A 19,011-nucleotide genomic window follows, 5' to 3' on the forward strand; every position below is an offset into this window, starting at 1 on the left:
CCCGAAGGGAGAGGGAATCGATCGTTAACGCATTATCCGGTCGTCAACGTAGTTACGTTTATCCGGCGCTGGTGGGAAATACTGGTACAGCCAGGTTTCACTGATGGCATCGCCCTGGCAGCGCAGGAACAGGCGCATATCCACCGGCTCCGTTGAATCCGACGTCGGATACCAGTCAAACAGGATGCGATAGCCGTCAAACGGCTCAACGTAGAGGATCTCAACCTGCTTCGCTTCACCGCTGGAGAGCGTAATCACCGGCTCGATGCCTTTTGGCGCAGCGGCCTTCAGGTCGCCGCCGACGAAGTCGATGGCAAAGCGACGGGCCCACACTTTCGGGTAATTTTCGCCCGGTGCCCAGCCTTCCGGGAAGCCGCCCATGCCGGTACGGGTGGCGAAGACGTTGGCCAGCGGAGAACGCACCGGCGGCATGGCGCTCCAGTAGAGGCGATATTTGAAGTCCAGCTCGTCGCCCGCTTTCACCGCTTTTTCCGGCTGCCAGAAGCAGACCACGTTATCCAGCGTTTCGCCGGTAGTCGGGATCTCCATCAGGCCAACCGCGCCTTTCCCCCAGTTGTTACGCGGTTCCACCCACAGGCTCGGGCGTTTGTTATACCAGCCCATCACGTCCTGATAGTGCGAGAAATCGCGGTCGAGCTGCAGCAGGCCGAACCCTTTCGGGTTTTTGTCCATATAGGCGTTGAACTGCAGCTTCTGCGGGTTGTTCAGCGGACGACAGATCCACTCCCCGTTGCCGCGCCACATTGCCAGGCGGTCGGAGTCATGAATTTGCGGGTGAATGGTGTCACACATGCGGCGTTCGTTATTGCCGCAGCTAAACATACTGGTCATCGGCGCGATGCCGAGCTGCTTGATGTCCTTCCGCGCGTAGAGATGGTTTTCCACCTCCATAATCACCTGGCTCTTCTCGCAGTGGATTACGAATTTGTAGGCACCGGTGATGCTCGGGCTGTCCAGCAGGGTATAGACGGTAAAAGTCGTGTCGCCGGGCTTAACGGTTTCAAACCAGAATGAAGTGAAATCGGGAAACTCTTCCGGCGTATCGGTAAAGGTATCTACCGCCAGACCGCGGGCAGACAGGCCGTACTGGTAGGTGTCATCCACCGCGCGGAAATAGCTCGCGCCCAGGAAAGAGACGATATCGCGACGCGCCAGCTCCGGCGCCTTAAAGGCGCGGAATCCCGCAAACCCGAGATCGCTTTGCCCTTCCAGCTGTTTGGTATCCACACCCGTTTCACCGTAGCTGAACAGCTCCGGACGGAAGTGGATCTCGCGCGCCATAGAGGTCGACTGGTCCAGCGAGAACATCCGCACGCGGCGACGGAACCCCATCCCCATATGGAAGAACTGCACGTCCAGCTGACGCCCTTCAATGTTGTTCCACAGTGACTGTTTTTCATCGTAGCGGATGGCGTTGTACGCCTGCGGCGTCATGGTTGCCAGCGTGTCCGGCAGCGGACGCGGCGCGCCACCCCACGGGGTTTTCGCCAGGTCATGCGCCATGGATTGCAGTACGGAGAAGTCGAAACGACGGCTCTGGCCGTCAGCAATGTCAGAGTCGGCAGCGTATGCCGCTTTGGAAAACAGGGAAGCAAGGCCAGATGTGCCGCTCAGGGCTGCCACTGCCAGCGAGCCTTTTAGAAAACGTCTGCGATTCATGCCTGGAAAAACGTCCTTATGGTCGTGTGAATGTGTTTCGCGCTCGGCGAAATGACGGCAAGAAAGAACGCACAGCCTAAACAAAAATGGTTAAGAATCCAATTGTTGGCCGGTGATTATATGAACAAAGTGAGAAATATTTTCTGTCGACCAGAACGGCCCGAAAGTGGTGTAAAAAACAGTAAATACACAAAATCATTCATGCTGGATCAAGGCGGCAAGTCTGAGAATCCCCAGGAGCTTACTTAAGTAAGTGACTGGGGTGAACAGACGTAGCCAACGCAGAGGCAGCTTGAAGGATGAAGTGTATTAAAAATGCCCCGTCAGGACATCAGCTGACGGGGCGAATGAGGCGGTTATTTTACGCTGACATCGATACCCGGGAAGTACTTATCAGCGAGTTTGGCGATCGTGCCGTCGGCACGTACTTTATCAATCGCGGTATCAAGCTGCTTTTTGGTGGCCTCGTCACCTTTACGCAACCCAAAACCGATCCCACTGCCGAGGATAGTGTCGTCAGACACCGGTTTGCCGATGAAGCCAAACCCTTTCCCCTGCGGCTTGCTGAGGAAACCTGCCTGCCCGGCCGCGGACATGACCAGCGAGGCGTCGATACGGCCATTCAGCAGATCGCCCCAGGCCATATTCTGATCTTTATAAGACACCACGGTGACACCCTGCTTTTCCCAGTGCTCTTTGGCATAGGTTTCCTGAATGGATCCCTGCAGTACGCCGATAGTTTTGCCCTTCAGCCCTTCTGGCGTTGCCTCAACCGCCGTACCGGCCTTACCGACCAGCTGCGACGGAATACGGTAGATCGGCTGGGTAAAATCAATGCTCTTGCGGCGCTGCTCGGTGATGTTCATCGCCGAGTTGATGGCGTCAAATTTCTTCGCCACCAGGCCCGGGATCAGCGCATCAAAGGAGGTTTCAACCCAGCTGCACTTCAGCGCTGCCGCTTTGCAGATGGCATTCCCCAGCTCCACGTCAAACCCTTCCAGTTCGCCCGCCGCATTGCGGCTCTCAAACGGCGGGTATTCCGCTTCCAGACCGTAACGCAGCTCGGTGGCCGCGAAGGAAGGAAAAGTACACAGCAATCCCATGCCGACAACTAACGCGCGTAATTTCATCTAATACTCCTCAGCGTGGTTTAACCCGACACAGGGCCTGGGCACCTGCCCGTAACGTCGCCTCATCTTTCGCAAAAGAGAGACGAATCAATTTATTATCCGTACCGTCCGCATAAAACGCCGACAGCGGAATGGTGGCAACGCCGTACTCAACGATCAGCCGTTTCACCAGCTCGCTGTCGCGCTCGTCGCTGAACTGGCTGTAATCCGCCAGCATGAAGAACGATCCGGCGCTCGGCAGCAGCGTAAACGGTGAATCGGCCAGCAGGCTGTGCAGCAGATCGCGCTTGCGCTGGTAAAACGCAGAGAGCGACAGCCAGGTTTGCGGGTCGATCATATGCTCAGCAAACGCGTACTGCATTGGCGTATCGGCAGAAAACATTAAAAATTGATGCACTTTACAAATCTCGTCCATCAGTACCGCCGGTGCAACACAGTAACCCACGCGCCATCCGGTGACGTGATAGGTTTTTCCGAAAGAGGAAATAATCACGCTGCGCTCCGCCAGCTGGGGGTGCGTGGCCATCCCGTGGTGCGGCTCGCCGTCAAAAACGACGTGTTCGTATACTTCGTCAGACAAAATAATGATGTCGGTATTGCGCGTAAGCGCCGCCAGCTGCTGCAGGTCACTGGCAGAGAAGACCTGACCGCTCGGGTTGTGCGGCGTATTGATGATAATCATGCGCGTGCGCGGGGTGATCGCGGCGCGAACCTCATCCCAGTTGACGGCAAAATCCGGCACGGTGAGCTTGATGGCAATCGGGGTTGCCCCCTGCAGACGGACAATCGGCGCGTAGCTGTCAAAGGACGGCTCAAAGTAGATCACCTCATCGCCCGGATGCACCAGCCCGCTAATCGCCGAATAGAGCCCTTCGCTGGCGCTGGCGGTCACCAGCACCTCGCTGGCAGGGTCATACTGCGTGCCGTAGAGCGTAGCAATTTTATCGGCAATACGTTCCTTGAGCGGCTGCAGGCCGGTCATCGACGCGTACTGGTTGTGCCCCGCCTCCATCGCGCGGGTGACGCCCGCAATCAGCTTCGGGTCGCAGGAAAAATTCGGTGCGCCCTGAGAAAGGTTAATCGCGTTATGCTGCCCCGAAAGCTGGCCGATAACGGTAAAAATGGTGGTTCCCACATCCGGCAGTTTGGAGCGCGTTTGCACAGGCGTTCGTAAAGTCATCCTCTTTCCCTTCTCATGGACATTGCATAACTATTCAAACAACATCTGTGCTGTCGGGACAATCGAATTGTTGTCATAATAGCCATGAGAAAAATGCATAGCTGAGGTGTTTTCTATGTCACGCCGTTCGCTCCCCCTTAATGCCATCGACGCATTTTTAGTCACCGCGCGTCACCTCAATCTTACCCATGCCGCGGCGGAACTGTGTCTGACGCAGGGGGCCGTGAGCCGCAAGATTGCCTCCCTTGAGGCGTGGTTTGGCTTTCCGCTTTTTGAACGCCACGCGCGCGGGCTACGCCTCTCACCGCAGGGTAGCGCCCTGCTTCCGGAGTTGCAGTCCGCTTTCGAGCAGCTGCTGTCCGTGGCCGACCAGGCCCGCAGCCAGCACAGGGTGATCCGGCTGAAGGCCCCCACCTGCGCCATGCGCTGGCTGGTGCCGCGCCTGCTGGAGGTGGAGCGCGAGCATCCGGATCTGCAAATTGCGCTGACCACCACAACCGATCACAACGTCAATTTCAAAACCGAATCTTACGACGCGGCCATTGTGTTCGGCACGCACATGAGCGCAGGCGATCTGCTGTTCGACGAGGCGCTCACCCCGGTGATAAGCCCGGTGCGGGCAGGAGCAGCGCTGGGATCGCTGACGTTTCTACACCCAACAAGGGATAAGACAGACTGGTCGCTGTGGCTGGCGAAACAGGAAGGTCCGGGCTTTGCCATGCACAAAAATCAACACTTCGACACGATGGATCTCGCCATTACGGCCGCCATTCAGGGGCTCGGCGTCGCCATCGCCGACGAAACGCTGGTGGCAGAAGATGTTCACGCGGGCAGGCTGGTACGGCCCTATGAGACAAGCATAAAAACCGGCGCAAGCTACCGGCTGGTGCTGCGCGAAACGCCAGGCGAGGAAAATGGTCTCGCGGCGTTTCGCGCCTGTTTGCTTAATCGAGGCTGACGTGGTGCTTCATCACCCGCTTGAAGAGGCTCATGCGGGCGCGCATAAAGCGGTTTTCAAGCCTGAAAGCTGCATGTTTATTCACGCCAATGCGTAACAGAACGTCCCGCCCTTTACGGCACGCGGGCCAGTGCGTCGGCCCGGGCAGGATGTCGCGACGACCCGCGTCACGCGCAAAGCTCACCCAGTAATCGGCCACCTGAGCAGCAAACTGCAAATCCCTTTCGTTGACATACTGGCGTGAAGGCTCCACCTGGCCAAGGGTATCAAAGACGTAAGGCACTTCATTGCCGTGCCACGCGCCGTTAATATAGGTGGCATGTTCCGCTTCCGCGACATAGTCAAACCAATAACGCCAGCACAGTCCACCGACGCGCTGCTGGGCCTGCATCACCACGTAGCCCATCGTGGTGAACGCCATGTCGCGGCACACCTGTCTGCCCAGCTCTTCATCGCCCTTCACGCCCGGATAGAGCAGCTTAATCAGCCCCAGCCCGAAGCGGCGCTCCCGGCGAAGCTTCTGAATTTGTCCGGCGAGATCGATGCCAAACACCGCCATCACGCTGGCTTCATCGCTGTTGGAGCCAATCATCACCGGCACCGGATGCTGACGGGCGGCGAAAAAGACGTCCAGCATGGCTTCCGGCAGAACACAGTCTCCAGCGATAGGCGCCGGGGCAACGTTAAGCGGCGCGGTGAGCGGCCAGAACGCCTCGGGCGGAATGGCGCGCAGCTGCCCGGCGGTCGCATTTTCCAGCCCGAAATGGGCGGCCAGCGCTTCTCCTTTTTGCAGCGCCTGCTCGCGCGGCGTGTCCGGTAAGGTGTATCCGCTTTGCACAATCGCCTTATGGAACAATCCTTCTGCCAGCGGCGAGGCCAGCAGAGAAAGCACGCTGCGCGCACCGGCGGATTCGCCAAACAGGGTCACATTAGCGGGATCGCCGCCAAACCCGGCGATATTCTCCCGCACCCAGTCGAGCGCGGCGATCTGATCCAGCAGGGCAAAATTATGCACCACGCGCCCTTCCTCGCCTTCCAGCGCGGGATGGGCGAAAAAGCCGAGATGGCCGAGACGGTAGTTAATCGTGACCACAACCACACCGCGCGTGGCCAGCGCTTTGCCGTTATACGGCGGCAGGCCCCCGGCACCAATCGTAAAGCCACCTCCGTGCAGCCAGACCATAACCGGGAGCGGCTCGGCGCGCTCTGCGGGAGACCAGACGTTAAGGTAGAGGCAGTCTTCTGAAAACTGGCCCGGATCGCCCCCGCCCAGCTCCTGACAATACTCGCTGCTTTGCCAGCTTGAGGCGGAGAAGGCCCAGGCCTCGCGCAGGCCATACCAGGGTTCAGGGGGCCGGGGCGAGCGCCAGCGCCACTCCCCCACGGGCGGTGCAGCGTAGGGAATACCGCACCAGACGTGGACATTTTCATCGGTTAAACCAGACAGTGCGCCCTGGCGCGTTTCAACCACAGGGGCGGAAGGATTTTGCATAACGACCTTAATTTTTCCATCACACCCCAGCAGAGTAACGATTTCAGAGCAAACCGCAACGCTGTTTGCTGCGCGTTTCAGCCTCCTGGTAGAGCGTAAACTCGTCATACACCGGGCAGCCCAGCGCGTCTTCAAACGCATCGCGGCTGGCGTTACCGTGGCTGCGGGCCTGGGTTTCGTTCCCGAGATTGGACTGGAAAATCCCCGCGGCGCTGACCGGGAGAAAATCTTCGTAGGTGATGGGCTGGGCAACCACCCATCCGCGCTCAATCAGCGGCTGAGGATCGTCGCCCGGACGAAACGCATGCCGATGCGCTTCACCCGCAGGCGTCAGACGGTAGCGGAAATAAGCCAGCTCCTGACGGCGCATGAGCATTTCGCTGTCCGGGAAGGCGCTAAAGATCTCCCGCAGATGCAGCTGATGCGTCAGGTTATCTTTGCCGGTACCGGCCTGGGCGAGGAGGCTATCGTAAAGTTCACGGCCTTTCGGGGTCAGCGCCACGCCGCGCTGTTCAATCTCACCGAAGCGCGCGGTGTGGGTGCCTTTATGTTCACCGGCAAACAGCACCGGCTCTTCCAGCGCCTTAAAGCTGGTTTGACGCAGTAATACGGGCACCTCGCGACGCGGCGGCCCTTCGATCAAAATTTTTGGCTCAATACCGTACTTCGGCATCAGCTCCTGCACCCGGTCAATGTCCAGCGTGCGCGGCGTGAGGTGGTTAATATGGCAGCCCGGGAAGCAGACCACGTCGGCAATCAGACGGTGCTCGTTGCTCAGGGCCAGATAGGTCTCCCGATCGACCGTCGCATGGCGGTGCCAGCGGAAGGTTTCTAACGCTTCCTGCACAAACTTGTGCGCCTGTGCGTCAGTAAAGTGCCCTTCCGACTCGTGCAGGTCGATCAGTTCCAGGCAGCGCGGGGTGAAGATGTTGCGGTGAGAGAGGATTTCCGCGGCACGTTCGCGCAGCGCGACGTTTTCAATCAGCTCAAGACGCAGCAGCGAGGTAAAGATACGAAACGGATTCCGGCACAGCGCTGCATCTTCTATCGGACGAAACGCCGTTGAGTGGACGGGCACCCCCGCCTGAGAGAGATCGTAATAGCTGACCGGGTACATGCCCATAATGGCAAACATACGGCGCAGGGTTGAAAGTTCCTGTGCCGTGCCGACGCGGATCGCCCCGTGACGCTCCACGTTCAGGCGCGCAAGCTCATCGGCGTTAGCCAGTTGTTCATGTAATAGTGGATTATTTTCCAGAACCGCCAGGTTTACGTCCGCAACCAGTTCGAGCAAGGTGCCGTACTGCGGAACTTCCTGCTGGTACATCGCCGACATAGCCTGCGAAAAGTGTTCCCGAATGTCATCAGCCGTGATGGTGTTCGCCATGATGTCATGCCTCCAGTGAATATTACCTGGAGTGTAGAGAAACCCGTTCCTTCCGGGGGGAAAGATTTCTGATTTGTGATCTTAAGACGACAGTGGTCAAACCGTGTGCTACGGGTCCCTGAACAGCGCCGAACGGAACCGCCCTTTCAACCTGAACGCTTTTATCCAGGATTTTCCTTATAATTATTTAGGGTTCCGCTTTCTAGCTATAAAGGAGTATTTTTTGGTTCTCTCCTGAATGCAAATTAACCAATTCGAGTACGCCATTTTTTTTATCCTCATCTTTCAAATTTTTAGGCTGAAGTTAGGATTAATCTGAATGGTTGTTTACAAGTCCTTCCTGTCTATCCATATTTCCATTTTAAGCGAAGCGCAAATTTACAAATATTTAAAAATAACGCAGCCGCAAATAGCAAAACGCATTTGACGGATGCCGAACAGCGACTAGAGTTATTACTCGAACGACGAGTGATACGGAATATTTTTCGTATCGTACTGACATAACCAATATATGACTATGAGGTTTAATATGGCAGAGCATCGTGGTGGTTCCGGTAATTTCGCTGAAGACCGTGAAAAAGCATCAGAAGCTGGACGTAAAGGTGGCCAGCATAGCGGTGGGAACTTTAAAAACGATCCGCAACGCGCATCTGAAGCGGGTAAGAAAGGGGGACAGAACAGTCACGGCGGAGGCCGTAAATCTGATAACTCCTGATCTTATTTAATACTCTTTTAATAAAACCAGAGAGCATGCTGCGGGCTGAAAAGCTCGCAGTACCCTTTCTTTATTTTACCGGAGCGTAATTATTATGAATATGAAAAGCGTCGAGGATGTCTTTATTCATCTTCTGTCGGATACCTACAGCGCAGAAAAGCAGCTTACCCGAGCGTTAAGCAAGCTTGCCCGCGCCGCGTCCAGCGAGAAGCTGAGCGCCGCTTTTACCGCGCACCTGGAAGAGACGCAGGGTCAGATCGAACGTATCGACCAAATCGTCGAGCAGGAAGACGGTATCAAGCTTAAGCGCATGAAATGCGTGGCGATGGAAGGCTTAATTGAAGAAGCCAACGAAGTCATCGAAAGCACGGAAAAAAATGAAGTACGTGATGCCGCACTTATTGCCGCCGCGCAAAAAGTCGAACATTACGAAATTGCCAGCTACGGTACCCTTGCCACATTAGCAGAACAACTGGGCTATAAAAAAGCCGTTAAACTTCTCGCCGAAACGCTGGAAGAAGAAAAAGAAACCGATCTTAAACTCACCGATCTGGCCGTAGGAAATATTAACCAAAAAGCGCAGAAATGACGCAATAAAAAGGTTAAATAAAATGAGCATCAGTCCCAGGACTATTAAACGGTGCCATTTAGCGGCAGCCATAATATGGTTCATTCTCGCTATCCCCTCTGTAATATGGTGGAAGAATAGCGTGCTATGGGTCATTATCATCAGTATTTACGCCAATATTGTCGGCCATTTATCTGGCTACAGTGCCGCGCGTGCCGATCAGGCTGCTGAAAGTGAGACAAAATAAGCGAACCCCTAATGAGGATACAATGATGAATCACGTAGAACACTACCATGACTGGCTACGCGATGCCCATGCGATGGAAAAGCAAGCCGAATCTATGCTGGAATCCATGGCCAGCCGTATCGATAATTATCCTGATGTTCGCGCCAGAATTGAGCAGCATATTAATGAGACAAAACGGCAAATTACATTGCTGGAAGAAATCCTCGACCGTAATGATATTTCTCGTTCGGTTTTAAAAGATTCGATGAGCAAAATGGCGGCGCTCGGGCAGTCCATCGGCGGCATGTTCCCGTCTGATGAGATCGTGAAGGGCTCGATCAGCGGCTATGTTTTCGAACAGTTTGAAATAGCCTGTTATACCTCCCTGCTGGCGGCGGCCAAAAAAGCGGGCGACACCGCCTCGATACCTGCGATTGAGACGATTCTGGCTGAGGAACGCGAAATGGCCGACTGGCTGATTCGTCATATTCCGCAGACCACGGAACAGTTCCTGCTGCGTTCTGACGCATCGGGCGTCGAAGCGAAAAAATAACCCGGGAGAATCGCCATGTTCCGACACGTCAAACAGCTGCAATACACGGTTCGCGTTGCCGAACCGAACCCTGGCCTCGCCAACCTTTTACTGGAGCAGTTCGGTGGGCCCCAGGGCGAACTGGCTGCCGCCTGCCGCTACTTTACGCAAGGATTAAGCGATGACGATCCGGGCCGTAAAGATATGCTGATGGATATCGCGACCGAGGAGCTAAGCCACCTCGAAATCATCGGTACTCTGGTCGGCATGCTGAATAAAGGCGCCAAAGGCGCGCTGGCGGAAGGGGTGGAAAACGAGGCCGAGCTGTATCGGTCCATGACTGAAAACGGCAATGACAGCCACATCACCTCCCTGCTCTACGGTGGCGGCACCCCGCTCACTAACTCGGCGGGCGTGCCCTGGACGGCAGCCTACGTCGATACCATCGGCGAGCCTACGGCGGACCTGCGCTCAAACGTGGCAGCTGAGGCACGAGCAAAAATCATCTATGAACGGCTGATCAACGTGACCGACGATCCCGGAGTAAAAGATGCGCTGGCGTTTCTGATGACGCGCGAGGCGGCGCATCAGCTCTCCTTTGAGAAGGCGCTGCAGTCGATCCGTAATAATTTCCCACCGGGAAAATTTCCGCCAATCGAGGAATTCACCAACAAGTACTACAATATGTCTGAAGGTGGAGAGGTTCGCGGAAGCTGGAACAGCGATAAACATTTCGATTACGTTGAGTCCCCCCAGCCTGCGGTTGACGGCGGCGATGGCAGCGCAAGCGTCACGCTCACGACCGAACAGGCAACCCTGGTCAAGGCGATGGCTGCCCGCACGAAGTCCGATCCACATTCTGACCCGCTGACCGGTGCCGAGCTGGGTGCCGGTAAGACTAAACCGTAATCGGTTTTGCCGGGCAGCCATAAACTGCCCGGCAATTCTCGTGCCCCATCGTTTCAGAGGTACGGACCATGTTCGAACTCGACGCGTTCCATCTGGCCAGAATTCAGTTCGCTTTTACCGTCTCGTTCCATATCCTTTTTCCTGCGATCACCATCGGCCTCGCCAGCTATCTGGTGGTGCTGGAGGGCATGTGGCTGCGCACCAAAAACGACGTCTGGCGCTCGTTGTACCACTTCTGGCTCAAGATATTTGCCGTTAACTTCGGGATGGGTGTCGTTTCCGGCCTGGTCATGGCGTACCAGTTTGGCACCAACTGGAGCGGATTCTCACAGTTCGCGGGCAGTATTACCGGCCCCCTTCTGACCTATGAAGTGTTAACCGCCTTCTTCCTCGAGGCCGGTTTCCTTGGCGTCATGATGTTCGGCTGGAATAAGGTTGGCCCGGGCCTGCACTTCTTTTCAACCTGCATGGTGGCGCTCGGCACGCTGATGTCGACCTTCTGGATCCTCGCCTCCAACAGCTGGATGCATACGCCGCAGGGCTTCACTATTGAGAACGGACAGGTTATCCCGCAGGACTGGCTGGCGATCGTCTTTAATCCCTCCTTCCCTTATCGCCTTATTCATATGGCTATCGCCGCGTTTCTGAGCAGCGCGCTGTTTGTCGGCGCGTCGGGCGCATGGCACCTGCTGCGCGGTAACGATACCCCCGCCGTCCGCACCATGTTTTCCATGGCAATGTGGATGGCGCTGCTGGTCGCCCCTATCCAGGCGGTGGTGGGTGATATGCACGGCCTGAACACGCTTGAGCATCAGCCGGCCAAAATTGCCGCCATTGAGGGGCACTGGGAAAATCCGCCGGGCGAGGCCACTCCGCTGCTGCTGTTTGGCTTGCCGGATATGGAGGAGGAGCGCACCAAATACGGTCTGGAGATCCCCGCGCTCGGCAGCCTTATCCTGACCCACAGTCTGGATAAGCAGGTCCCGGCGCTGAAGGATTTTCCGAAAGAAGATCGCCCTAATTCGACCATCGTCTTCTGGTCGTTCCGCGTCATGGTCGGGATGGGGCTGCTGATGATTACCCTCGGACTGATCAGCGTCTGGCTGCGCTATCGCCATCGGCTATACCACTCTCGCCCGTTCCACTGGTTTGCCCTCTGCATGGGGCCTGCCGGGCTGCTGGCGCTGCTCGCCGGCTGGGTGACCACCGAGGTGGGCCGTCAGCCGTGGGTGGTCTATGGTTATCTGCGCACCATCGACGCGGTATCGCTGCACAGCACCCTGCAGATGAGCATCAGCCTGCTGGCGTTCTTCGTTGTCTACTCGTCCGTGTTTGGCGTGGGCTATGTTTATCTTATCCGGCTGATTAAGAAAGGACCGCAGCCCGTCGATACGCTGACGTCAAACACCTCGGGCACACCCGCTCGTCCGCTGTCTGCCGCTGAGTCTGTTCCGGAAGAGGAGAGAATCTGATGGGCGTCGATATCTCAGTGATTTGGTTTGCCATCATCGTGTTTGCCACGCTGATGTACATCATTATGGATGGCTTTGACTTGGGCATCGGCCTGCTGTTTAACTTCGTGGGCGATGCGAAAGAGCGCGACGTGATGGTCAACAGCGTGGCGCCGGTCTGGGACGGCAACGAGACCTGGCTGGTACTCGGTGGCGCGGGGCTTTTCGGCGCGTTTCCGCTGGCCTATGCGGTGATTATTGATGCGCTGACGATACCCCTCACCGCAATGCTGATCGGCCTCATCTTTCGCGGCGTCGCCTTTGAGTTCCGCTTCAAAGCCACGCCCTCGCACCGCAAGTTCTGGGACTACTCCTTTGCCGGCGGCTCTCTGCTCGCCACCTTCAGCCAGGGCGTGGTGGTAGGCGCCGTGATCAACGGCTTCGACGTTGAGGGGCGGCGTTTCGTCGGCTCCGCGCTAGACTGGCTCACCCCCTTCAACCTCTTCTGCGGCATCGGGCTGGTCGTCGCCTACACGCTGCTGGGCACCACCTGGCTCATCATGAAAAGCGAAGGCGCGCTGCAGGCCCGCATGCGCGAGCTGACCCGCCACGTGCTGCTGGCACTGATGGTCGTCATCGCTGTGGTGAGCATCTGGACGCCGCTCGGCTGGCAGTACGTGGCCGAGCGCTGGTTTACCCTGCCCAACTTCTTCTGGTTCCTGCCGGTTCCGCTGCTGGTCGGGCTGTTCAGCGTGCTGATCTGGCGCCTGACCCGCAACCCGGCCAGCCACGCGCGCCCCTTCCTGCTGACGCTGGGGCTGATCTTCCTCGGGTTTAGCGGCCTGGGTATCAGCCTGTGGCCAAACATTATTCCGCCTCGCATCACCCTGTGGGAAGCCGCGGCCCCACCCGCCAGCCAGCTGTTTATGCTGGTAGGCACGTTGCTGATTATTCCGGTGATCCTGGTGTACACCGCCTGGAGCTACTACGTCTTCCGCGGCAAAGTGTCGGATACTGAAGGCTATCACTGAGGAACGCTATGACGGACTGGCATACACGGGCCATTATTTACCAAATTGATACCGCGCTATTTTATGATTTGAACGGCGATGGCTGCGGGGACATCGCCGGGATAGCGTCTAAGCTACGCTATATTCGCCGCATGGGGGCGACGGTCATCTGGATCACCCCGTTTTACCTCACGCCCTTTCTCGATGAAGGCTACGACGTCAGCGACCACCTCCAGGTGGATCCCCGCTTCGGAAAGCTGGCCGATATCATCGCCTTTATCGAACAGGCCCGTGAGCTTGGCATGCAGGTCATTATCGAGCTGCTGATCCAGCACACGTCGGACGCGCATCCCTGGTTCCAGCAGGCCCGCCGCAATCCGGCGTCACCCTATCGTGATTACTACCTCTGGTCGGATAGCGACGAGGACGATACGCCCCCCATGTTTCCCGGCGTGGAAAAGAGCATCTGGAGCTGGGACGACGAGGCGGGACAATACTACCGGCACATGTTTTATCGCCACGAGCCGGATCTGAACCTCACCTCGCCCGCGGTACTTAAAGAGATTGAAAACATCATCCTCTTCTGGCTCAAGCTGGGCGTATCGGGATTTCGCCTCGATGCTGCCTCCCATCTCACCACGCAGGCAGGCAACGGTGACGAAAAAAAAGGGCTGTGGATCCTGGAACATATGCGGCGTCTTATCGAACAGCGCAATCCGGACGCGATCCTGCTGGGTGAAGTGGACGTAGACGTTGAGACCTATAAAGACTACTTCGGCAATAACGACCGCCTGAATCTGGTGCTCAATTTCTGGCTCAACAAGTATTTCTACGTCAGCCTGGCCGGGAAAAGCGCTCGCCCGCTGCGCAACGCGGTGAAGAAGATGATCGTCCCGCCTGACTCCTGCTGTTTTGCCAACTGGCTGCGCAATCACGACGAGCTGGATCTGGAAGGCATCAGTCAGAAAGACAAACAGTTTGTCCTCGACACGTTCGCCCCTGATGAGGAGATGAACGTCTATCAGCGCGGGATCCGCCGCCGCCTGGCGCCGATGCTCAACGGCGATCGGAAGCGGCTGGCGTTCTGCCACGCGGTGCTGTTTTCCCTGCCGGGTGTCCCGGTGATGCGCTACGGAGACGAGATAGGCATGGGTGACGACCTGGATCTGGAGGAGCGCTACGCCGTCCGTACCCCGATGCAGTGGGCGGGGTCACAGGGAGGCGGTTTCTCTGCGGCAGACCCGGAAAAATTTATTGCGCCGATTATCGACCGCGGCCCTTACCGCTATCAGAAAGTCAACGTTGCCGATTCGCTGCTTCACCGCAACTCGCTCCTGCACCGGATCATCGATATTGCCACTACCCGCTCGGAGTTCCCCGAAATTGCCGTTGCCCCCTTTCGCCTTATCACAATCGATGATGACGCGGTGCTGGGGATCTATTACGAGACCGACGAGCGCAGCATCCTGACCTTCGTTAACTTCAGCGACCAGCCGGTGCAGTTCACCGCCAGAGGGATCCGCAACGCCACCTGGACCGCCTGTCTCGCGGACAAGCGCTACGATGACGCGCTGATTTGCGGTAAAACCGTTCAGCTCAGTCTTGGCGGCTACGGCTACCGCTGGTTCTGGACGCACCGTAGCGCGCTGCGCTGACTACGGTTTCCGGCGGGTTATCAGACGCGTCAGCACTACCCCCGCCACCGCGATGGCGCCCAGGGCCACTTTACCCGGCATGCCGGAGGTGACGGACGGCGCGCGGGTTTTGGCCTCGTCAGTAAAGCGGCCATGGATTTTATGCAGATCGTTAACCGGCTGGTCGAGGTAGTCCCGGCGATCCGGCGCGTTGAGATCGTCGGTCATTTGGCCTTCCCAGGCCTTTTTTACCACCAGCCGGTCAAGAAAACCGGGGAAGAAAAATTGCCCGACGATGGACTGGATGGTGCTGCTGCCAACCCACAGCTCGCGCACCGGCTTTTGCGCCACCCTGAAGATGGCGCTGGCGGCCACCTCAGGCTCAAAGACCGGCGGCACCGGGCGCATCGCCCAGGCGAACTTGTTCCTCGCCCATTCGAACTGCGGGGTATTGAGCCCCGGCATCTGGACCATCGAAAGCTGGACCCGGCTGTTCTCATGCATCAGCTCGGTACGCACCGCATCGGTGAACCCGCGGATCGCCGCCTTTGCCCCACAGTAGGCTGACTGCAGCGGAATGGAACGGTAGGCCAGCGCGGACCCCACCTGGATAATCACCCCCCTGTCGCGCGGAACCATAAGCTCAAGCGCGGCGCGAGTGCCGTTTACGTAGCCAAGGTACGTCACCTCAGTCACGCGCCGAAACTCGTCAGGCGTGAGCGTACGAAACGGCGCCAGAACGGCCCCCATCGCGTTGTTCACCCAAACATCAATCGCGCCGAGGCGATACTCAATTTCGTTAGCGGCATCCACCACCGCCTGGCTGTCGGCGACGTCCGCCTGCACGGCGTGGGCATTAACGCCAAAGCGCCGTAGCTCCTCCTGGGTCGAGTGCAGGCTGGCTTCATCGCGGGCGATGAGCCCCACGTCGTAACCCGCCTTTGCAAAGTGCAGCGCCGTGGCTTTTCCCACGCCCGCCGTCCCGCCGGTAATCACTATGACAGCCATAGAACCTCCACGTGAGTTTTATCCGTTATTCCCGTCCGACAACCTTGTTACCAGTTCAGCCAGCGAGTAATGCACCGCTTTTTCGACCACATCCTGACAGTCACCGGAGAAAAGCACGGTGCGGGTCTTCGTCTCGCCGCGTATGTTCCACGCGAAGCAGACCGTCCCCGCCGCCGTGCCGTCGTCGCCCCCTTCCGGGCCCGCGTAGCCGCTGATGGCGATGCTGATATCGGCCAGGGCGATGTCGCGGATACTGGCGGCCATTTCGGTTACCGTCTGCTCGCTCACGGCCGTAAACCGCTCAAGCGTCTCAGGACGCACGCCGAGGATCCGCGCTTTTGCTTCGTCGCTGAACACGACCAGGCCGACATCATAAAATTCGGCGGTGTTTTCCTCTGCGCAAAGCGCCACCGAGAGCTTTCCGCCCGTGCAGGATTCCGCAGTGGTTAAGCGAAGCCCGAGATCGGTTAATTTGCTCGCCAGCTTTTTCGTCAGTTCACCCACGGTATTATTACTGTCGTGAAAAAGATTGCTCATCTTACCGCCTCTTATTTCTCGAAAGGAATGATTGAAATATGTCCATTGCGCTCAAGTATGGCATATTTAATTTCACTCATTTCTGTAAGCCCATTATTTTGACGCGCTGACACCAGAATATCATCACAGGATACGTCGACTTTTTTAAGTTTATCGGCTAACGGCACCCCATTCTCGACCAGAATCACCGGCGTACCATCCAGAATATTCTCCACAGGGGAAAAATATTTTTTCATCAACCCGAATATTATATCCACTACCACCAACGTGGTAATAGTAATCATCGCGCCGGTAACGGAAAAATCCTGTCCAAGAAGCGCCTGCTGCGTGGCTTCACTAATTATCAGGAGCAAGATGAGATCGAAGCTGGTCATCTGCAGCAGCGCGCGACGCCCGGCCACTTTAAATACCACCACGAGGAACAGATAAATAGCCAGCGCGCGAAAGACCATATCCATATCAGCCTCCTAGGGGTAAATGAATTGCCAGATGTTAATCTCCGGCTCGCTGTTGACGCGGATGACGGTGTTCCATTTACCGGCTCTCGAAGGTGTCGTGAAGAGTAACACGGAGAAGTTGTCTGATTTTTCCAGGTTGTTATAAACAAAATAGAGGGTCTTGCCCCGGCTGAACATGCTGTCAGGCTGTGGCCAGACGCTGCCAGGCTCGTAAACATCGCTGCTCTCGCTGGTCATGCTGAGGACATACTTCCCCTCGGTCTGCACCGGAAACGCGAGCGCCATCCGCGTCTCTGTCTCCCGTCGTCCAAAGCGTTCATAGTCTATGGTCAGTGATTTAGCAGAATTCGTTTTGACCGTGTCGCTGACCATTCCGCTGGAAAACAGACCGACAATCGCCGCGACGATAATACCCAGCAGAACGATAAAACCCACCTGACGAAATGCGTATTCAAACGTCAGCAAACGGTAACTCTCATCTATCCCGGGTAACTTTTCATTTTCACGCTTCATGGCCATCGTCACCGTTTCGCTTATTATCCGATAATTTTGATTTCTAACGCGAATGTTTTTAGGACTTATCACATTTGCCACATAAAGGAATAGCAACAATACTTAATAAGTCAAGACACGCAAAATGAAGGATATCGGATGAAATTATCACTTATTTCCGCTTTATTGATATTTCTGGTTCCGTTCGCATGGGCAGATAATAACGGGGGTTTACAAAAAGGCGAAGCGCCACCACCTCCCCACGCGCTTGATAGCGGATATCGCGGAACCGACGACGCGCGTATTATGACCATCAAACAGGCAAAAGAATTGCACGATGGTGCGACAATTTCATTACGCGGTAATCTTATTGACGGTAACGGCGATAAGTTTGTATTTCAGGATAAAACCGGAAAGATCGACGTTATTATTCCCCAGGCAGTTTTCGACGGCAGAACGGTAAAACCCGACCAGATGATCAGTATCAATGGTTCACTTGATAAAAAATCATCACCTGCCGTCGTCCGTGTTGATCGTTTGCAGAAATAATTCAGCGAAGCGTTAACGCTGCAGTTATCCATCAAATCTCACCCCTTGGCTTAAGGAGTCAGCTATGAGTGATACTAAACAACGTACGAACGCTTACCCACAGCCCCCGTTCCCGGAACAGCCGCAAACGCCGCCGGGGCTGGCATCTGAAATGCAGCCTGTACCCGACCACGGGGAACAAAGCTATAAAGGGCATGGTCGCCTTGCCGGCAAAAAAGCGCTGATTACCGGCGGAGACTCCGGTATTGGGCGCGCGGTCGCTATCGCCTATGCGCGTGAAGGCGCTGACGTTGCCATTAACTATCTGCCTGAAGAGGAAAAAGACGCTGCTGAGGTCATCGACCTGATCGAAGCGGAAGGCCGCAAGGCCGTCGCGCTGCCGGGGGACGTCCGGGACGAAACCTTCTGTCAGAATCTGGTCGAAGAAGCCGTCTCGAAGCTGGGCGGACTGGACATTCTGGTCAACAACGCCGGCCGTCAGCAGTTCCGTGAATCGCTTGAGGAACTGACCACGGAAGATTTTGACGCAACGTTTAAAACCAACGTTTACGCCCCTTTCTGGATCACCAAGGCGGCGCTGCGCCACCTGAAAGCGTCGTCCGTTATCATTAATACCTCGTCCGTTCAGGCGGTGAAGCCTAGCCCCGTGCTGCTGGACTACGCCCAGACGAAAGCCTGTCTGGCGGTGTTTACCAAATCCTTAGCCAAACAGCTGGGACCGAAAGGCATTCGCGTCAACGCGGTTGCCCCTGGCCCTTACTGGACGGTACTGCAGTCCAGCGGCGGGCAGCCGATGGAAAAAGTGAAGGAGTTCGGTGGCGACACTCCGCTGGGACGTCCGGGCCAGCCCGTCGAGATTGCCCCGCTGTACGTCACGCTGGCCTCGGATGAATGTTCATTTACGTCCGGCCAGGTGTGGTGTTCCGATGGCGGTGACGGCGTGATCTAAACCGGTAAACGATACTCTTCCGCAATGAGCAATAAATGAACAAGGATGTTCGCTTTTATTCCCCCGCCAAAAAACATGTTGTAACTCAAACAGATCAAATGTTAAAAATATTTTGCTATCAGGTTATCAAAATTAAACAACTTAAC

At 56.4% G+C, this 19,011-nt stretch carries 20 protein-coding genes; 11 read left to right on the forward strand and 9 right to left on the reverse strand.

Going from position 1 to position 19,011, the window contains the following annotated elements; genetic code table 11:
* Window positions 1-24 precede the first annotated feature (24 nt).
* The 3 genes from ACOTZB_RS01895 to ACOTZB_RS01905 all read right to left on the reverse strand — a co-directional run bounded on the left by ACOTZB_RS01895 (window position 25) and on the right by ACOTZB_RS01905 (window position 3,990).
* Window positions 25-1,680, reverse strand: coding sequence for a glucan biosynthesis protein D (locus tag ACOTZB_RS01895; RefSeq protein ID WP_149323772.1), 1,656 nt, complete (start codon window positions 1,678-1,680; stop codon window positions 25-27).
* Between the two features lie 356 nt (window positions 1,681-2,036).
* Window positions 2,037-2,810: a transporter substrate-binding domain-containing protein gene (locus tag ACOTZB_RS01900; protein WP_193807177.1), complete on the reverse strand. Its 774-nt coding sequence runs from the start codon at window positions 2,808-2,810 to the stop codon at window positions 2,037-2,039.
* A gap of 10 nt (window positions 2,811-2,820) precedes the next feature.
* Entirely contained in the window at window positions 2,821-3,990 is a 1,170-nt protein-coding gene (locus ACOTZB_RS01905; protein WP_193807179.1) for a pyridoxal phosphate-dependent aminotransferase, read from the reverse strand.
* 115 nt (window positions 3,991-4,105) lie between these two features.
* Between ACOTZB_RS01905 and ACOTZB_RS01910 the strand changes: the two genes are divergently transcribed.
* On the forward strand, window positions 4,106-4,948 hold the full coding sequence (locus ACOTZB_RS01910) for a LysR family transcriptional regulator (protein ID WP_421626362.1): 843 nt from the start codon (window positions 4,106-4,108) through the stop codon (window positions 4,946-4,948).
* Here ACOTZB_RS01910 and ACOTZB_RS01915 read toward each other — a convergent pair.
* A complete protein-coding gene (locus ACOTZB_RS01915) occupies window positions 4,935-6,440 on the reverse strand; it encodes a carboxylesterase/lipase family protein (protein ID WP_421626363.1) in 1,506 nt (501 codons plus the stop codon). The two genes, ACOTZB_RS01910 and ACOTZB_RS01915, sit on opposite strands and share 14 nt — an antisense overlap.
* A gap of 43 nt (window positions 6,441-6,483) precedes the next feature.
* Complete coding sequence (gene hglS / locus ACOTZB_RS01920; RefSeq protein ID WP_193807185.1) at window positions 6,484-7,827, reverse strand: 2-oxoadipate dioxygenase/decarboxylase HglS; 1,344 nt, start codon at window positions 7,825-7,827, stop codon at window positions 6,484-6,486.
* A gap of 529 nt (window positions 7,828-8,356) precedes the next feature.
* Between hglS and ACOTZB_RS01925 the strand changes: the two genes are divergently transcribed.
* The 8 genes from ACOTZB_RS01925 to ACOTZB_RS01960 all read left to right on the forward strand — a co-directional run bounded on the left by ACOTZB_RS01925 (window position 8,357) and on the right by ACOTZB_RS01960 (window position 14,893).
* The gene (locus ACOTZB_RS01925; RefSeq protein ID WP_004150795.1) at window positions 8,357-8,542 is read left to right on the forward strand and encodes a general stress protein; all 186 of its coding nucleotides are present in this window, start codon (window positions 8,357-8,359) and stop codon (window positions 8,540-8,542) included.
* Window positions 8,543-8,636: 94 nt separating this feature from the next.
* Window positions 8,637-9,131, forward strand: coding sequence for a ferritin-like domain-containing protein (locus ACOTZB_RS01930; protein ID WP_008502272.1), 495 nt, complete (start codon window positions 8,637-8,639; stop codon window positions 9,129-9,131).
* A gap of 22 nt (window positions 9,132-9,153) precedes the next feature.
* Window positions 9,154-9,357, forward strand: coding sequence for a hypothetical protein (locus tag ACOTZB_RS01935; protein WP_008502273.1), 204 nt, complete (start codon window positions 9,154-9,156; stop codon window positions 9,355-9,357).
* Between the two features lie 25 nt (window positions 9,358-9,382).
* Window positions 9,383-9,889 (forward strand): ferritin-like domain-containing protein, encoded by a 507-nt coding sequence (locus ACOTZB_RS01940; protein ID WP_014883791.1) that lies wholly within the window; start codon window positions 9,383-9,385, stop codon window positions 9,887-9,889.
* A gap of 15 nt (window positions 9,890-9,904) precedes the next feature.
* Entirely contained in the window at window positions 9,905-10,777 is an 873-nt protein-coding gene (locus tag ACOTZB_RS01945; protein ID WP_421626364.1) for a manganese catalase family protein, read from the forward strand.
* 68 nt (window positions 10,778-10,845) lie between these two features.
* Entirely contained in the window at window positions 10,846-12,249 is a 1,404-nt protein-coding gene (locus ACOTZB_RS01950; protein ID WP_193804346.1) for a cytochrome ubiquinol oxidase subunit I, read from the forward strand.
* The gene (gene cydB, locus ACOTZB_RS01955) at window positions 12,249-13,259 is read left to right on the forward strand and encodes a cytochrome d ubiquinol oxidase subunit II (protein WP_045888403.1); all 1,011 of its coding nucleotides are present in this window, start codon (window positions 12,249-12,251) and stop codon (window positions 13,257-13,259) included. The genes ACOTZB_RS01950 and cydB overlap by 1 nt, the downstream gene beginning before the upstream one ends.
* A gap of 8 nt (window positions 13,260-13,267) precedes the next feature.
* Window positions 13,268-14,893, forward strand: a complete 1,626-nt coding sequence (locus tag ACOTZB_RS01960) for an alpha-amylase family protein (RefSeq protein ID WP_421626365.1) — start codon at window positions 13,268-13,270, stop codon at window positions 14,891-14,893.
* Here ACOTZB_RS01960 and ACOTZB_RS01965 read toward each other — a convergent pair whose 3' ends face one another.
* From ACOTZB_RS01965 to ACOTZB_RS01980, 4 genes are read right to left on the reverse strand one after another with little or no spacing between them, the layout of a single operon-like run.
* Complete coding sequence (locus ACOTZB_RS01965; protein WP_421626366.1) at window positions 14,894-15,880, reverse strand: SDR family oxidoreductase; 987 nt, start codon at window positions 15,878-15,880, stop codon at window positions 14,894-14,896. It lies immediately after the preceding gene.
* An 18-nt stretch (window positions 15,881-15,898) separates the two neighbouring features.
* The gene (locus tag ACOTZB_RS01970; RefSeq protein WP_421626367.1) at window positions 15,899-16,417 is read right to left on the reverse strand and encodes a 2-oxo-tetronate isomerase; all 519 of its coding nucleotides are present in this window, start codon (window positions 16,415-16,417) and stop codon (window positions 15,899-15,901) included.
* An 11-nt stretch (window positions 16,418-16,428) separates the two neighbouring features.
* Window positions 16,429-16,875, reverse strand: coding sequence for a DUF421 domain-containing protein (locus ACOTZB_RS01975; RefSeq protein WP_126328493.1), 447 nt, complete (start codon window positions 16,873-16,875; stop codon window positions 16,429-16,431).
* 9 nt (window positions 16,876-16,884) lie between these two features.
* Window positions 16,885-17,388 (reverse strand): hypothetical protein, encoded by a 504-nt coding sequence (locus ACOTZB_RS01980; RefSeq protein WP_421626368.1) that lies wholly within the window; start codon window positions 17,386-17,388, stop codon window positions 16,885-16,887.
* 138 nt (window positions 17,389-17,526) lie between these two features.
* On the opposite strand from ACOTZB_RS01980, the gene ACOTZB_RS01985 reads away from it, so the two are divergent.
* Together ACOTZB_RS01985 and ACOTZB_RS01990 are read left to right on the forward strand one after the other, a co-directional pair.
* Complete coding sequence (locus tag ACOTZB_RS01985; protein WP_421626369.1) at window positions 17,527-17,916, forward strand: YdeI family stress tolerance OB fold protein; 390 nt, start codon at window positions 17,527-17,529, stop codon at window positions 17,914-17,916.
* A 64-nt stretch (window positions 17,917-17,980) separates the two neighbouring features.
* The gene (locus tag ACOTZB_RS01990; RefSeq protein WP_421626370.1) at window positions 17,981-18,865 is read left to right on the forward strand and encodes an SDR family oxidoreductase; all 885 of its coding nucleotides are present in this window, start codon (window positions 17,981-17,983) and stop codon (window positions 18,863-18,865) included.
* Window positions 18,866-19,011 lie beyond the last annotated feature (146 nt).

This window comes from Enterobacter cloacae complex sp. SHL020 (assembly GCF_049236945.1).
GTDB lineage: Bacteria > Pseudomonadota > Gammaproteobacteria > Enterobacterales > Enterobacteriaceae > Enterobacter > Enterobacter dykesii.

Bases quoted from the DNA above. Each gene is read 5' to 3' on its own strand.
- ACOTZB_RS01895 (WP_149323772.1), bottom strand. From the start codon at position 1,680: ATGAATCGCAGACGTTTTCTAAAAGGCTCGCTGGCAGTGGCAGCCCTG.
- ACOTZB_RS01900 (WP_193807177.1), bottom strand. From the start codon at position 2,810: ATGAAATTACGCGCGTTAGTTGTCGGCATGGGATTGCTGTGTACTTTT.
- ACOTZB_RS01905 (WP_193807179.1), bottom strand. From the start codon at position 3,990: ATGACTTTACGAACGCCTGTGCAAACGCGCTCCAAACTGCCGGATGTG.
- ACOTZB_RS01910 (WP_421626362.1), top strand. From the start codon at position 4,106: ATGTCACGCCGTTCGCTCCCCCTTAATGCCATCGACGCATTTTTAGTC.
- ACOTZB_RS01915 (WP_421626363.1), bottom strand. From the start codon at position 6,440: ATGCAAAATCCTTCCGCCCCTGTGGTTGAAACGCGCCAGGGCGCACTG.
- hglS (WP_193807185.1), bottom strand. From the start codon at position 7,827: ATGGCGAACACCATCACGGCTGATGACATTCGGGAACACTTTTCGCAG.
- ACOTZB_RS01925 (WP_004150795.1), top strand. From the start codon at position 8,357: ATGGCAGAGCATCGTGGTGGTTCCGGTAATTTCGCTGAAGACCGTGAA.
- ACOTZB_RS01930 (WP_008502272.1), top strand. From the start codon at position 8,637: ATGAATATGAAAAGCGTCGAGGATGTCTTTATTCATCTTCTGTCGGAT.
- ACOTZB_RS01935 (WP_008502273.1), top strand. From the start codon at position 9,154: ATGAGCATCAGTCCCAGGACTATTAAACGGTGCCATTTAGCGGCAGCC.
- ACOTZB_RS01940 (WP_014883791.1), top strand. From the start codon at position 9,383: ATGAATCACGTAGAACACTACCATGACTGGCTACGCGATGCCCATGCG.
- ACOTZB_RS01945 (WP_421626364.1), top strand. From the start codon at position 9,905: ATGTTCCGACACGTCAAACAGCTGCAATACACGGTTCGCGTTGCCGAA.
- ACOTZB_RS01950 (WP_193804346.1), top strand. From the start codon at position 10,846: ATGTTCGAACTCGACGCGTTCCATCTGGCCAGAATTCAGTTCGCTTTT.
- cydB (WP_045888403.1), top strand. From the start codon at position 12,249: ATGGGCGTCGATATCTCAGTGATTTGGTTTGCCATCATCGTGTTTGCC.
- ACOTZB_RS01960 (WP_421626365.1), top strand. From the start codon at position 13,268: ATGACGGACTGGCATACACGGGCCATTATTTACCAAATTGATACCGCG.
- ACOTZB_RS01965 (WP_421626366.1), bottom strand. From the start codon at position 15,880: ATGGCTGTCATAGTGATTACCGGCGGGACGGCGGGCGTGGGAAAAGCC.
- ACOTZB_RS01970 (WP_421626367.1), bottom strand. From the start codon at position 16,417: ATGAGCAATCTTTTTCACGACAGTAATAATACCGTGGGTGAACTGACG.
- ACOTZB_RS01975 (WP_126328493.1), bottom strand. From the start codon at position 16,875: ATGGATATGGTCTTTCGCGCGCTGGCTATTTATCTGTTCCTCGTGGTG.
- ACOTZB_RS01980 (WP_421626368.1), bottom strand. From the start codon at position 17,388: ATGAAGCGTGAAAATGAAAAGTTACCCGGGATAGATGAGAGTTACCGT.
- ACOTZB_RS01985 (WP_421626369.1), top strand. From the start codon at position 17,527: ATGAAATTATCACTTATTTCCGCTTTATTGATATTTCTGGTTCCGTTC.
- ACOTZB_RS01990 (WP_421626370.1), top strand. From the start codon at position 17,981: ATGAGTGATACTAAACAACGTACGAACGCTTACCCACAGCCCCCGTTC.